7 protein-coding genes are annotated in these 13,283 nt (G+C 65.9%); 1 reads left to right on the top strand and 6 read right to left on the bottom strand.

Going from position 1 to position 13,283, the window contains the following annotated elements; genetic code table 11:
• Positions 1 to 24: 24 nt before the first annotated feature.
• From U1H82_RS05825 to U1H82_RS05810, 4 genes are read right to left on the bottom strand one after another with little or no spacing between them, the layout of a single operon-like run.
• A complete protein-coding gene (locus U1H82_RS05825) occupies positions 25 to 1,827 on the bottom strand; it encodes a glycoside hydrolase family 9 protein (RefSeq protein ID WP_322963986.1) in 1,803 nt (600 codons plus the stop codon).
• Positions 1,824 to 3,434 carry a tryptophan halogenase family protein gene (locus tag U1H82_RS05820; RefSeq protein WP_322963985.1) on the bottom strand — a complete coding sequence of 537 codons (1,611 nt, stop codon included), beginning with the start codon at positions 3,432 to 3,434 and terminating at the stop codon, positions 1,824 to 1,826. Before U1H82_RS05820 ends, U1H82_RS05825 begins: the two co-directional genes overlap by 4 nt.
• Complete coding sequence (locus U1H82_RS05815; RefSeq protein ID WP_322963984.1) at positions 3,431 to 4,900, bottom strand: tryptophan 7-halogenase; 1,470 nt, start codon at positions 4,898 to 4,900, stop codon at positions 3,431 to 3,433. The genes U1H82_RS05820 and U1H82_RS05815 overlap by 4 nt, the downstream gene beginning before the upstream one ends.
• Positions 4,897 to 6,414 carry a tryptophan halogenase family protein gene (locus U1H82_RS05810; protein WP_322963983.1) on the bottom strand — a complete coding sequence of 506 codons (1,518 nt, stop codon included), beginning with the start codon at positions 6,412 to 6,414 and terminating at the stop codon, positions 4,897 to 4,899. The genes U1H82_RS05815 and U1H82_RS05810 overlap by 4 nt, the downstream gene beginning before the upstream one ends.
• Before the next feature lie 256 nt (positions 6,415 to 6,670).
• On the opposite strand from U1H82_RS05810, the gene U1H82_RS05805 reads away from it, so the two are divergent.
• Positions 6,671 to 10,045: a TonB-dependent receptor gene (locus U1H82_RS05805; protein ID WP_322963982.1), complete on the top strand. Its 3,375-nt coding sequence runs from the start codon at positions 6,671 to 6,673 to the stop codon at positions 10,043 to 10,045.
• 174 nt (positions 10,046 to 10,219) lie between these two features.
• On the opposite strand, the gene U1H82_RS05800 is transcribed toward U1H82_RS05805, so the two are convergent.
• Both U1H82_RS05800 and U1H82_RS05795 read right to left on the bottom strand, forming a co-directional pair.
• Positions 10,220 to 10,798 (bottom strand): hypothetical protein, encoded by a 579-nt coding sequence (locus tag U1H82_RS05800; RefSeq protein WP_322963981.1) that lies wholly within the window; start codon positions 10,796 to 10,798, stop codon positions 10,220 to 10,222.
• 107 nt (positions 10,799 to 10,905) lie between these two features.
• Positions 10,906 to 13,263, bottom strand: coding sequence for a glycoside hydrolase family 31 protein (locus U1H82_RS05795; protein WP_322963980.1), 2,358 nt, complete (start codon positions 13,261 to 13,263; stop codon positions 10,906 to 10,908).
• Positions 13,264 to 13,283: the final 20 nt, after the last annotated feature.

Below are 13,283 nucleotides of genomic sequence, written 5' to 3'. Positions count from 1 at the left end.
GGTGAACGGGGGCTGTCCGCCGCGTTAGCGTTCGGTGACGAGCGGGCGGGTCAGGTCGGTCGCGACCCAGACCAGGGGCGCGTTCCAGTTGATGGCGACTTCGTTGTGCGCATAGGCGCGCGCATCGTCGATCCAGCAGCGTTGGCCGACGCACTTGCCTTTCAGCGTGGCGGAAACCGGTTCGGGAAAGACGGTGCTGTTCGCGCCGCCGCTCAGCACGCCCGGCGGCGGACCGGGCATTCGCGCGTCGAACTGATGCGCCCAGAAACGGTGATGCGGGTGCTGCATCGGCTTCCACCCGAACCCGCTGACATAGCTCTGGTCGAGTGGATTGCGGCCGAGCACATAGTCGATCGTGTCGACCTCCGCATCGCGATAGCGTTCCTGGCCGGTGAAGCGGGCGGCCAGCGCCAGGATCTGCCCCCGGCCCAATATCCCGCTGTTCGACCCCCAGTGATAGGCGGTCGAGGCATAGGGGATATGATAGCCCGAGCGTGCCTCCTCGGCCAGGAACCGGTCGGCCAGCGCGATCAGCTTGGTGCGCGCCGCCGCGCGTTCAGAGGGCATGACACCGGTCGCGGTCGCCAGCGTGATCGTGCCCAAGGCGGCGACGTTGGCCCAGCCCGGCTCGCCGGTCAGCGGCGCGGTGTGGAGCGGCATCTTGTGCAGCGCCTCGGCCAGTTCGGGCATGCCGGTGGCGGCGTACAGCTCTGCCGTTGCCCAATAGAGTTCGTCGGACAGCTCGCTGTCACCGTAACCGCCGCTGCCGTCGAACGCTTGCGCCGCATAGACGTCTGGGTTGCGCAGCGCGGCGCTATACGCCTTGCCCGCCGCGATCAGGCAGCGTTTGGCGAAGGCGTTGTCGATCCCCCGCCAGATGCGCGAGCACTGCGCGGCGGTGGCGGCGAGGTTCAGCGTGGCCGCCGTGCTGGGCGGAAAGAGCAGCCGCTCCTCATGATCGTCGGCAGGGGCGGTGGGTAGCTTGGTCCAGTGGCGATCGGCGATCTTGTGATGCGCCATGCCGCTGGCATCGACCGGTGTCAGCCGCAACGGACCGCCGCCTTGCCGCCCGAGCGGCAGCTTTATGGTCTGGCCGTCGGGCACCTGCATCGAGAGCAGGAAGCGCATTTCCCAGCGTGTCTCGTCGAGCAGGTCGTTGATGCCGTTCCCCGCCTCGGGCAGCGCGGCGCTGCCATCGGGGAAGGGGGGAGAGGCCGCATCGACCTCGTAGAGATTTTGCAGCATCCACAGGGCGATGCCGCCATTGACGACATATTTGCCCTGATCGCCCGCATCATACCAGCCGCCGGTCACGTCCAGCGTATAGGGACAGCCCGGCCAGTCGGTGCCCGCCTGATCCATCCCCTTGAAGCAGGTCACGACCTCATGGACATGCCCCGCCGCACGCGCCCATTGCGTGCCCCCGGCGAACCGCGCATCGATCGCCACCCCGGCGCGCTGCTGATAGAAGAAATTGAGCGCGGCGCGGGACAGCGGGCGATAGACATCGGCGGCGATGGTGAAGGGATGGCTGGTGCGGCCATCGATCGTCAGGCGATAGGTGCCGGGCGTGCGGAACGCACCGAAATCGATCTGCTGCACCGTGTCGCCGGAGGCGGCGTCCGGACCGAACACGATGGCATTGCCGTGCGCGACCGTGCGGCCCTGTTCGTCGAGCAACGCCCAGGGCAGCGCAGCGCCGCCCTTCGCGACGATGGCCCGCTTGGCGGTGTCGGGGCGAAAGCCGATCTGGTTGAGATGCGGCCCCGGTGCTTCCCCCGCGCCGGTTGCCGCCAGCGCGAGCAGAGGAAGGATTATGCGCTTCACAGAAGGGGCCCCTTGGCCTGCACGGTGCCGGGCGCGCCGGCGAAGTCGAACCCGTCGCTGGTCCCGCGCGCCGTCATGGCGGGGGCGAGCGGAGACGGGGCGGTCATGCGCAGGAAGTCGCCGTGGCTGGGCATGCGTGCGGCGGTGTCGGCATAACCGGCGCGCATCTGTTCCAGCGCCTGCGCCACCAGATCCTCGTCCAGCGCGTCGGCGGCGGGTTCCCAGCGTTCGGGCACCAGCCCCTGGCCCAGGCAGACCGCGACCCAGCTGGGATTGCTGAACAGGTCATAGCCTTCGCGGAACAGCCGCCCCTTGCCCGCCCACAGCGCCATCTTGCGCGCGAGACTCTCGGGCACGTCCATGGTGCGCACCCGGTTCCAGAAGGGCGTGTCGTCGCGCCGTGTCGCCTTGTAATGCAGGATGATAAAGTCGCGCACATCCTCATACAGGTCGTGCATCTGGCGGTTGAACTCGTTGCGCTCGGCGGGGTCGAAACGCGTGTCGGGGAACAGCGCGATCAGCCGCTGGATCGCCGCCTGAACGAGGTGGATGCTGGTCGATTCCAGCGGCTCCAGAAAGCCGCTCGACAGGCCGAGCGCCACGACGTTGCGGTTCCAGCTCTGCCGTCGTCGCCCGGCGGTGAAGCGTAGATGGCGGGGATCGCCCAGCAGCTCGCCCTCCAGACTGCCCAGCAACTGTGCCTCGGCCGCCTCGGCATCGAGATAGTCGCTGCAATAGACCAGGCCATTGCCCATCCGGTGCTGGAGCGGGATGCGCCACTGCCACCCGGCATCGCGCGCGGTGGCGCGGGTGAAGGGATCGGGCTCGGCCGGGTCGGGCAGCGCGCACGGCACGGCCACCGCCCGGTCGCAGGGCAGCCACTGGGCATAGCTTTCATAGCCCGTTTCCAGCGCCTCCTCGATCAGCAGGCCGCGAAAGCCCGAGCAGTCGATGAACAGATCGCCCTCGATCCGCCGCCCATCGGCCAGCGTCACCGCCTCGACATAGCCGTCCTCGGGGCGCAGGTTGACCGCATCGACGCGCCCCTCGATCCGCGTCACCCCGCCGCGCTCGGCATAGCCGCGCAAATAGCGGGCATAGAGCGAGGCGTCGAAATGGAAGGCATAGAACAACTCGCGGATCGGTGAGCGGGCATCGGGCTTGGCGCGGCCGAACTTGCCCGCCTTTGCCGCGACCGCGCTCATCGACCATTCGGCAATGTCGGGCAGGGCGCGACGGCTGCATTCGCGCAGGTACAGCTGGTGGAAATGCACGCCCTGCAAATCCTGGGCATGGCGGCCGAAGGGGTGGAAATAGCGTTCGCCCTTGTCGCCCCAATCGACGAACTCGATACCCAGCTTGAACGTGCCGCCGGTCTTGGCGAGGAAGTCGTTCTCGTCCAGCCCCAGCATCTGGTTGAAGGTGATGATCGGCGGGATCGTCGCCTCGCCGACGCCGACCGTGCCGATCTCCTCGGACTCGACCAGCGTCACTTGCGTATAGCCGTTGTTGAGCAGCCGGGCGAAGGCGGCGGCGGCCATCCATCCGGCGGTGCCACCGCCGACGATGACGACCCGGCGAATCTGATGGTCAGGGGAAGATGTCATCGGGCAAGGCGCCTCATCTGGGCCGCGCGCCACTGCGCATGGGCCGGAACATGGGGAAGGGCGGCGGCGATCGCGTCGGTCATCCGCGTCATGACGGCATCGACCTCCGCCACGGGCACGCCGTGGACCAGCGGATCGACCCGGCGCGGCAGATAGCCCTGACCCAGCAGGATCGCGGCCCAGCCGTCGCGGGTGAAGGTTTCTTCCTCGTAAAAGGGCAGGCGGCCGCGCTCGCCAAACTGGCCGAGCGTATGTGCCAGTGACGCGGGCGGCGCGACCTTTGCCACCGCCTGCCACATCGGCTCGGGGCGGCGGGCGGTGCGGTAATGCGCGGCGAGGAAGTCGCGGACCCGGTTGGCCTCGGCCAGGGTCTGGCGGTTGAAATCGGCGGCCTCCACCTCGGCCATGGCGGTGTCGGGCAACATGGTGACGAGCCGGTCGATCGCACTGAGCGCCAGATGCAGGTTGCACCATTCCAGCGGCTCGACCTGGGTCGCGGCGTCGCCGATCGCGATGCAGTTGCCGCGCCAGGCTTGCGGTCGGGTGCCGGGGCGGATGGCGATGGGGGCGCCGACCACCGCGCCGTCGCGGCCCAGCATCGTGGCCGCCTCGACATCGGAAAGATGGGCGCTGCTATAGGCGATGCCGACCTGCTCACCGCTCGACCAGTGCCAGCCCGCCGCATGGGCGGTGACGGGCGTCAGCACCGGCGCGCCTTCGCCCGAGGCCTGCGTGCCGAGCAGCACCCGGTCGCAGGGCAGCCAGTCGCGCCAGTCCTGCCATGCGTCATCGATCGCGCCGCGTAACCGCGCCGTCGGACCGGTCGCATCGATATACAGGTCCGCTGTCAATTTCGGACCGTGTTCCAATGCGATAGCGATCACATGCCCGTGATCGTCGACCTCCACCGCCTCGACCGAGCCGGATGTTTCACGCACACCCACATGGTGCGCAAACGCGCGCATCATCGCGACATGGCGGGCGAGATCGAGGGTCAGGCCATATTCGTGACCGGCGAACAGCGTATCCGGCGTCGGCGGTACGAAGCCGCCCGCCCGCGCCACCTGTGCGGCCGGAGAAAAGGCATCGAACGGTGCCACAGCTCCTGCAAGCGCGGCCCGAACCCAGTGAAGGTGAAAGGCCGCCGGGCCGATGGCATGGCCATAGCCGCCATAGGCATGGACATAATCGGGCAGCCCCTCCGCCCAGCCGGAAAAACGCGTCCCCAGCCGATAGCCTGCGCCGGTGCGCGTGACCCCGTCATCCTCACCGATGCCCAGATCGGCCTGGAAACCGGGCAATGAGGGCAGGGTGCAGGTGATCCGGTCGCCCAGCGCGTCGTCCGCTGGCGGCGTGGCGAGCAGCGTCACCGCCAGAAACGGCGCGCGGCGCTTCAATGCGGCGGCGGCGCACCAGGCGGTCAGCCCGCTTCCGGCGACCAGCACATGGCGCATGGGCGCGCTCATGCCGCCACCATCGGGCAATAGCGTTCCAGAAAGGCGCGATGATCGGGCCGCGCGGCGACATCGGCGGCGATCTCGGCGCGAAGCCCTGTCACGGCGTGGAGCAGATCATCGGTCCCCGCGACATCGGCGCGCGGGTCCCAGCCGTCGGGCACTATCCCCTGGCCCAGATAGACCGCGATCCAGCTGGCATCCAGGAACACGCCCTCCCGATACTTCACCACCCGCGCCCGCCTGCGCCACAATTCCATCTTCTCGCCCAGGCTGTCGGGGATGGGCATGGTGCGGACATAGTCCCAGAAGGGTGAATCGTCGCGCGTCGTGGCGTGGTAATGCAGGATCAGGAAATCCCTGATCCGGTCATATTCCAGGTCGATGACCCGGTTGAACTCGTCGCGGTCGGACGAGGCCATCTCGCGACCGGGGAACAGCTCGATCAGCGCGGTGATCGCCTGCTGCACCAGATAGATGCTGGTCGATTCCAGGGGTTCGAGGAACCCGCTGGCCAGCCCGATCGCGATGCAGTTGCCGACCCAGCTGCGCCGCCGCCGCCCCGCCTTGAAACGCAGCAGGCGCGGCTCGGCCAGCTTCTCGCCTTCCACCGCCTCTTCCAGCGCGCGGGCGGCATCGGCGTCGCTGATGAAGTCGCTGGCATAGACATAGCCATTGCCGGTGCGATGCTGGAGCGGGATGCGCCAGCGCCACCCGGCGGGCATCGCGATCGCGCTGGTATAGGGGGTGACGGCGGTTTCGGTCCGGCACGGCATCGCCACCGCGCGGTCGGTCGGCAGCCATTTCGACCAGTCCTCGAACGGCTCTTCCAGCGTTTGTCCCAGCAGCAGCGAACGAAAGCCCGAGCAGTCGATGAACAGGTCGCCCTCGACCCGCTCGCCATCGGCCAGCGTCACCGCGCGGATCAGGCCGCTTGCGCCATCGCGCTCGACATCGACGACCATGCCCTCGGTCCGCACCGCGCCCGCCTCTTCCGCCAGGCTGCGCAGATAGGGCGCGAACAGCAGCGCATCGAACTGATAGGCATAGCCGAAGGTCGAGGCGAGACCGCCGCGCGCCTGATCGGGATGGTCGAACCGCGCCTCCCGCGCCAGGGCACAGGCATAGGAAAGGTCATCGAGCGGCGGCAGATCATGGCCTTCGCGGGCCAGCCGCGTCCAATAATGGTGGAAGTCGATCGCCCCGGTGCCGCGCCCGAAGGTGCCGAAGGGGTGGATATAGCTGTCCCCGATTCGGCCCCAATCGCGAAACTCGATGCCCAGCTTGAAGGTCGCGCGGGTGCGCGCCATGAACTCGGCCTCGGGGATGCCGAGCCGTTCGTTGAACGCGCGGATATGCGGCAGCGTGGCCTCGCCGACGCCGACCACCCCGATCGCTTCCGATTCGATCAAACGGACCGTGCATTGTCCCGAAAGAAGACGGGTCAGCGCGGCGCCGGCCATCCAGCCCGCCGTGCCGCCGCCCACGATGACGACCCGCACCCTGTCCTTTGCCACCTTCGTCATCCATCCCCCTGGCCGGTGATTCCCCTGGCCATTTGCGCATTTCATGCCGTGCGCAGGCCCATGCCGCAATCCACCGATCGGGGGAGCGTGGCAGGAATGTCGCACCTTGTCCCGGATCGGACATAGTTTAAGTTAAACATCTTGTCGAAATGTTGCTGGTAGCGCAATCACCAGTCTGTGGAGCGTGTCGACAGGCGCGCTCGCAACCTATCTAAGCGACGCCGATGGGGCGCGCGACAAGGGGGGGATGACCATTATGCGCAGCGCTGCGCCCGTCACTGCCAATGCCAATCGTTTTAATCGGCTCCTGCTGGGCGCGTCCGCCGGTGCGCTGTGCATCGCGGGGCTGACCACGCCTGCCTTTGCACAGACGACCACCAATGCCGACCAGAGCGCCAGTGCCCAAGCTGCTGGCGCGCAGGCGCCCGCAGCCGATGACACCGGCAAGGAAGTCGTCGTCACCGGTATCCGCCAGAGCCTGGCGAATGCGCAGAACATCAAGCGCAACTCCGACACCGTCGTCGACGCGATCACCGCAACCGACATCGGCGCACTGCCCGATCGCTCGGTCACCGAAGCGCTTCAGCGCGTTCCCGGCGTGTCGATCAGCCGCTTCGCCGCCGCCAACGATCCCGACCACTTCTCGGTCGAGGGTTCGGGCGTGGTCATCCGTGGTCTGAACTTCGTCCGCTCCGAATTCAACGGGCGTGATGCTTTTGCCGCGGGTATTGGCGGTCAGGCTATCAACTTCTCCGACGTTCCGGCGGAACTGCTTGGGTCGGTCGAGGTCTACAAGAACGTGACCGCGGCCGCCATCGAAGGTGGCCTTGCCGGTACGGTCAACCTCAACACGCGCAAGCCCTTCGACAATCGCGGCTTCCATATCGGCTATGATGCCGAAGCCAATTATGGCGACTTCCGCAAGAAGTGGACGCCGACCGGCTCGATCCTGGTCAGCGATACGTTCGAAACCGGGATCGGTACGTTCGGTATCCTCGGGGACCTGTCCTATTCGCGCATCCGCAGCCGGGCCGACGGTGTGCAGATCACGAATTTCCAGACGCGCGACAATACGCAGGTGCCGTTCCAGAACGGCGGCGGCGTACTCGTTTGCCGAAATCCTCTGCCCGGCAACACCGACACGACGACCCTGCCGGCGGCGGGTTCGCCCTGTGGTACGGCATCGACGCCGGGCGCGGACGGCCTGGCCGATCCTCTGACCAAGGCCTATGCGCCGCTGGGCGGCCAGTACCGGACGCAGGAATTCGATCGCAAGCGCGACGGTATCGCACTCGCTGCGCAATATGAAACGCGTGACAAGTCGTTCGTGCTGACCGCGCAGTATCTGCGTTCGCACACCACGAACAACACCGATGAGTACACGTTTGAAGCCGCGCCCGATCTGTCGGAGTACAGCACTTTCCCAGTCGGCTGCGTACAGAACAACAACGGGCCGCTCTACAACGGCAATGGCACGACCCGCGCGGAATGCCCGATCGGCCAGTTCAAGAATTACACTTACGACTCCAACGGGCTGTTCCAGAGCGGTTACATCACGTCGCCGGGCACCGGCTACCGCACCAACCGTAGCGGCGCGCCGAACACGACCTTCATTCCGACAGGCGGTGCGCAGTTGCAGCTCGCGCGTGGTCAGACGTACGAACGCAATCTGATCAGCGACTATGGCCTGAATGCCGAAATCCACCCGTCGGATCGGCTGTCGGTCAACCTGGATGCGGATTACACCCGTTCCGAGCGCAGCAATCGCAGCCTGAGCATCTTCGGCGCGACGTACGCCGACCAGGAACTCGATCTGACGGGTAACCTGCCGTCGGTCATCTCGCACAAGCCGAGCACGCTGTCGGCAAGCTGGGCGCAGCCGACGAACACGGTCCTCGCAGGCGAGACCGATGCCCAGTATTTCGCGGACAAGCGCACGCAATTCTGGCGCGCCGCGATGGATCACGCCGAGGACAGCGTCGGCCAGGAATATCAGTTCAAGGCGGACGTCACCTATGACTTCGCCGATGGCAGCTTCTTCAACAAGGTGCGTTTCGGCGCTCGCTATGCCGATCGCGACCAGACCGTGAAGTACTCCACGTATAATTGGGGTATGATGAGCGAGATCTGGGCGGGTTACCCCGTGACCGTCGACCAGTTCGGCGGAAATCAGGCGCAGTATTACAGCTTCCCGAACTTCTTCCGTGGTGCGACCAACTCGCCCCCGGGTGGCTATTATTACAATGGCGACCTCATCAACGGATATGGCGATGCGGTGAAGTTCATCAAGCAGGTCGAATCCGTCGCGCAGACCCAGAACGGCAACACCCAGCAGCAGTGGGTGCCGCTGGCCGAGCGTCCGGGCGTTGTCGCAGGCACCTCGTATCTTCCGAGCGAAATCCAGCGCGTGCATCAGCGCGACACGGCGGCATATGCGATGGTGTCGTTCAAATCGCTGGGGTCGTTCAGCTTCAGCGGTAATGCGGGTGTACGTTATGTTCGCACCGGTCTGGACTCTTTCGGCACCAGCACGATCCCCAACCAGGCGACGCTGAACATCTCGAACCCGTACAACTCGCGTTGCGCCATTTCGCCGCCGCCAGCCGGCGCGCCGGCTGGTACCAACCCCAGCCGTCCCGGTGGTGTCTGTAACCTGGGCGAAACCGGTTATGGCCTGCTGCAGCAGTTTGCGGGGGTCAACTCGGTCAACCTGTTTAACCAGGCGAAGAACAGCTACACCTATTGGCTGCCGAGCGTGAATTTGAAGTTCGGTATCACGCCGAATCTGATCGCGCGTCTCGCTGGTTCGAAGGTGTTGACACGGCCCGACTCCGCGTTGATCCGCAATTTCCAGCAGATCACGATCGACGGTAACGGCAACTTCCTCAGCACGGTCGGCAATCCGTATCTGAAGCCGGCAACGGCGTGGCAGTTCGACGCAACGGCAGAATGGTACTTCTCGAAGGTCGGATCGCTGACCGTCGACGCCTTCTACAAGGACGTGTCGAACTTCTTCTACCAGTCGATCGTGAGCCTGCCGCTGCAGAACAACGGCGTGACCTTCCCGTTGCTGACGCGGGGACCTGCGAACTACAACGGCCATGGCAAGATCAAGGGTGTCGAGATTGCCTATCAGCAGACTTTCAGCTTCTTGCCGGGCTTCCTCAACGGCTTCGGCTTCACGGGCAACTATTCGTATATCGAAAGCTCGGGCCTGCCCAATTCGTTCCTGAACGGTGGTGCACCGGTCACGAACGTTGCGGCGCAGACGGTGCGCGGGAACCTGCCGCTGGAAGGTCTGTCGAAGCATAACGTTAACGCCACGCTCTTCTATGAAAAGGGACCGATTTCGCTTCGCGCGGCCTATAACTGGCGGTCCAAGTATCTGCTGACGGCGGCCGACGTGATCTTCCCCTACACGTCGATCTTCCAGGATGCTGCGGGGCAGCTCGATGCGTCGGCATTCATCAACGTGTCAAAGTTCGTCAAAATCGGCGTTCAGGGCGTGAACCTGACCAACACCGTGACGAAGACCCTGCAGGCTTATACTGGCGATCCCAGCCAGCTTGCCCCTCGGTCGTACTTCGTCAATGACCGCCGCTACTCGTTCATCTTGCGCGGCAACTTCTGATCCCGTTTTCCCGGCCGGACCTTTCGGGGTTCGGCCGGGGTGACATAAGAAAACCGCCCGCTTCCTGTTCGGAGGCGGGCGGTTTTTTCTTTGCATGCTGACCCGTCATTGCTTCGCTACGCTCGCAATGAGTCAGAGCCGGGGCGCTCACATGGAACCGCCCCGGTCCGAGGATCAGTTATGCGGCAGCTTCGACCGGTCGAAATTCGGCCCCAGGTCGAGCAGGAAGGCCGGGCCGACTTCGATGACCTGCTTGGCCCCTGCGAGTTGGACCGAGATATTCGCCTTGCCCGCCGCGAAGGCCTGGCCTGCGACGCCCGTCACATAATAGCGCTTCCACGTCGATCCGACCTGCACCGGCTCGGACGCGATCGGGGTATAGGGCGGTTCGGCGCCGCCCATGGCCACGGGGATGGACACGGTCTGCCCCTCGGGCGCGTTGGGCGCGCGCAGGAAGATCATGGTCATCAGCGTGTCGCCTGCGGCGATCGGCTTGATCGTGGGATAGGTTACGCCGCTGTCCCAGGGATTGGCGCCCGCCGCCGTCACCTTGACCTGTACGGCATTGCCGCCGGGCACGTCGGGAGCGGGGACCTGCTTGGCGCTCTGATTAGGGCCATAGGGTGACCAGCCGATGCCGGGGGCGTTGACCGCCTTGTCGAAGATGCTGGGCTGGGCCGCCGCGCTGGGGGCGGCCTGGGCGGCGCCTCCCGCTGGCAGCGCCGCGATCAGCAGGGCCACAAATCCGATCATGATCCTTCTCCTCCTCTTTCGGCCAGGGCATCCAGGCCGTTCCATAAAAACGATTGTATTCTGCGAGTTAAGAAAAGCCCGGCCCCAGGAAGGAGCCGGGCCTCGTCTTACTGGCCGATGATCTTGACGAGCGGCTCGACCGATTGACCGGTCGGCAGGCGGCCGCTGGCGGTCAGTCGGCGGGCCCTGTCATCCCAGCGCAGCGTGGCGCTGCGCCCCCCGGCCTTGCGCCAGGCGTTGGTGGTGCCGTCATCGTCGTACAGCGTGAAGCTGGTATCGCGGCCCGGATAGACGCGGATGCTCTCCAGCCCTTGCGCGGTCGCGGTGCTGGGCACTTGAACGCCCATCGGCACGATCGAGCCCGCCCGCACGAACAGCGGAATATGGTCGATGGGCGCGGCTGCCGCGATCCACTGGCCACCGGTATAGCGCTTGTCGGTCCACCAATCATACCAGTCGGCCCCGGCGGGCAGATAGACGCGGCGCGTGGTCTGCCCCTGTTCGGTTACCGGCGCGACCAGGAAGGCGGGGCCGAACATGTACTCGTCACCCAGATCCTTCACCGCCGGATCATTGGGGAAGTCCATGAACAGCGCGCGCATGAAGGGCGCGCCGGTCTGGCTGGTCTGCCGCCCCAGCGCATAGAGATAGGGCATCAGCGCGTAGCGCAGGCGCAGGGTGCTCGCCAGGATCGGCTCGGCGGCGGTGCCATAGTCCCACAAAGCCGTGCCCGGCCGCTGGCCATGGATGCGCAGCGTGGGCGTGAAGGCGTTATACTGGAACCAGCGGACGAACAGCTCAGGGTAATCGCGGTAGGACGGTGCCATCGCGGTCGCTCCCGCCGGATCGACCAGTACCGGGCGTTGGGCCTCCGGTCCGTTGGGCCATTGCCAGCCGCCGGTGTCGCTCGACCAATAGGCCATGCCGCTGGCGGTCATGCCCAGACCGGCGGGCACCTGACGGCGCAGCGCTTCCCAGTTGGACTGCACGTCCGACGACCAGAACAGGCAGCCATTGGCCTGCGTGCCCAGATAGGCGGCGCGGCACAGGATCAGGTTGCGTTTGTCCGGCCGGTCGCGCGCCGAGCCTTCGGCGACGCTGGCGGTGTGGAGCAGCGGATAGACGTTGCGATAGCGGTCGCCCGAGCCGATCGAAAAGAAATGCCCTTCCGGCACCAGGTCGGGCTCGGTCTCGTCCAGCCAGGCATAGTCGAAGCCCTGGCTAAAGATGTTGTTGCGGATCTTGTCCCAATACCATTCGCGGGCCTGCGGATTGGTGCTGTCGATCAGCGCGCCCGCGCGGTCGGAGCGGATCGGCAGGCCGTCGACCGGGTTGCCGTCCTTGTCCTTCATCAGCCAGCCCTTGGCGGCCAGCGTGTCGAAATATCGGCTTTCCCGCTCGAAGCGCGGCCAGATGCTGATAATGCTCTGCATCCCCATCGCCTTGAGATGCGCGTTCATGCCTGCGGGATCGGGAAAGGCGGTGCGGTCGATGTCGAGCTGCCCCATCCGCGTCCAGTAGAACCAGTCGAGCACCATGATGTCGAGCGGCAGGCCACGCTTGCGATAGCCGTCCGCAATGTCCGTCAACTGGCCCTGCGTCTCATAGCGGGCCTTGCTCTGGATCAGGCCGAAGGCGGCCTTGGGCGGCAGCGGCGTCGCGCCGGTCAGGCGGGCGTAACCGGCATAGAGTTCGTCCGCCGTCTTGCCCGCGATGACGAAAAACGACACCCGCTCGCCGACGTTAGAGGCGAATTTGGTCGCGTTCAGCAGGCCCGGCGAGACGGTGGTGGCGGACGGATTGTCCCACAGGATCGCATAGCCCTTGTCCGTCACCATGAACGGCACGCAGACCGACTCGCCGCCGGGGCGGTCATAATCGTGGCGGCAATCGATGGTCCGCCCGCGAAGGTCGAGCACGCCGTCCTGATATTGGCCGAGGCCATAATAATGGGTGTCGGGCGTATCGGAAAAGCTTGCGCCGACGCGGAAGGTCTTTTCGTCCGAGACGGTGTGCGGCGCCTTTTCCCAGCCGTTCATCCGGGTCAGCGGCTTGCCGTCTGGCCCGGTGAAGCTGATCGCCACCGGGGGCAGCGAGGGCGCGAAATACCGCTCCATCTGGTTGGGCGGCTTGGGCCAAGGCTGCGGTGGGACGGTGACGGTCATGCCGGGCGAGGCGAACACGTCGCCGCTGGCATCGGCACGGTGCGACCAGCCGCTCGCGTCGCTTTTCGCGATCAGGCCATAGCCGGGCTTGCCTTCCGCCTCGGCGCGGTCGGTGGCGATGGTGACGCGGACGATGCCGGGGGCGTAGGGTTCGACCGAGACGAGCGCGCCGTTGCGCTCGACGGTCGCGATCGGATCGGCCGACAGCGCCAGCGGGGCGACGCCCGCGAGCAGGGCGGATGCGGCGACAGCCCATCGCCAGCGACGACCGGACACCGTGGCGCGCGCTTTGCCCCGCATGAAACATCCCCCCTATTAAG

The sequence above is a fragment of the Sphingomonas fuzhouensis genome (genome assembly GCF_034659795.1).
Lineage (GTDB): Bacteria > Pseudomonadota > Alphaproteobacteria > Sphingomonadales > Sphingomonadaceae > Sphingomonas > Sphingomonas fuzhouensis.
Note: the sequence above shows the minus strand (reverse complement) of the source record. Positions and strands in the feature narration are given on the sequence as shown.